1 protein-coding gene is annotated in these 1,023 nt (G+C 71.4%); it reads left to right on the top strand.

Features of this window, described 5'->3' with window-relative positions; genetic code table 11:
• Positions 1 to 1,023 (top strand): AMP-binding protein (locus AC2CHG_RS31550; protein WP_484526227.1); only part of this gene is annotated, 1,023 nt, incomplete at both ends.

Below are 1,023 nucleotides of genomic sequence, written 5' to 3'. Positions count from 1 at the left end.
CGAACCCACCGCCACCCCCGATGACCTGGCATACGTCATCTACACCTCCGGCTCCACCGGCAACCCCAAAGGCGTCCAGATCGAACACCGGAGTCTCGTCGAGGCGCTCGCCGTCGCGCAGCCGGTCCTTTACCTCGATGACCAGGACGTCCTGCTGACGACGGGTGCCGGCCACTCGCTGTGGGAGACCTGGGCGGCGCTGTTGGCCGGGGCCCGTCTCGCGTACGCGCCCTCCGGTGGCGACCCGCACGTTCTGGGTGAGGCACTGCTGGAGCACCACGTCACCGTCGCTTCCATCCTGCCGTCGGCACTGCAACGGCTGGCCGCAGGCAAAGCCGACGGGGTGCCGCCGCCTCCGTCGTCGCTGCGGAGCATCCTGCTCAGCGGGGAGGCACTCTGGTCCACCCAGCACCAGGCGTGGCGCGAAGCGTTCCCGGAGGCCTCGGCGCAACTGGCGTACGCCTGGTGCCCGGAAGTCGCGGCCGGTCCGGTGACGTGGAGCCCGGTGCCTACCCTCGCCGTCGGGCGTCCGCGCCGGGAGCCTGCCGGCCTGCCGCTGCCCGGGCGTGCGCTGTGGGTACTCAACGCGGCCGGTGTCCGCCAGCCGCTCGGTGTGCCGGGAGAGCTCAGGATGAGCGGCGCCGGTCTCTCCCGGGACGTGTCCGGGCATGGAGTCCGCGCCGAGGAGCCGGTGGCCCTCAGGCCCGACCGCACGATCGAGGTGCACTGCCGCGACGACGACATGCTCTCGATCCACGGCGTACGTGTCGATCCGGGCGAGATCGAGGGGGTGCTCTCGTCGCACCCGCTCGTCGCGGAGAGCGTGGTCACCGTCATCGAGGACCGCCTCGGCCGGCGACTGGCCGCCCACGTGGTGCCGTCCGGCTTCCAGGTGCCCGAACGCTCGGAGCTACGGGGCTTCGCCTCCGAATGGTTGCCGGGGTTCATGGTGCCTTCGGTGGTGATGGTGGTTGACGGGTTGCCGTTGTTGCCGTCGGGGAAGGTGGATCGGCGGGGTTTGCC

The sequence above is a fragment of the Micromonospora sp. ATLC20 genome, from assembly GCF_057196585.1.
The sequence above is the reverse complement of the archived record's forward strand: the minus strand, read 5'-3'. Positions and strand labels throughout refer to the sequence as shown.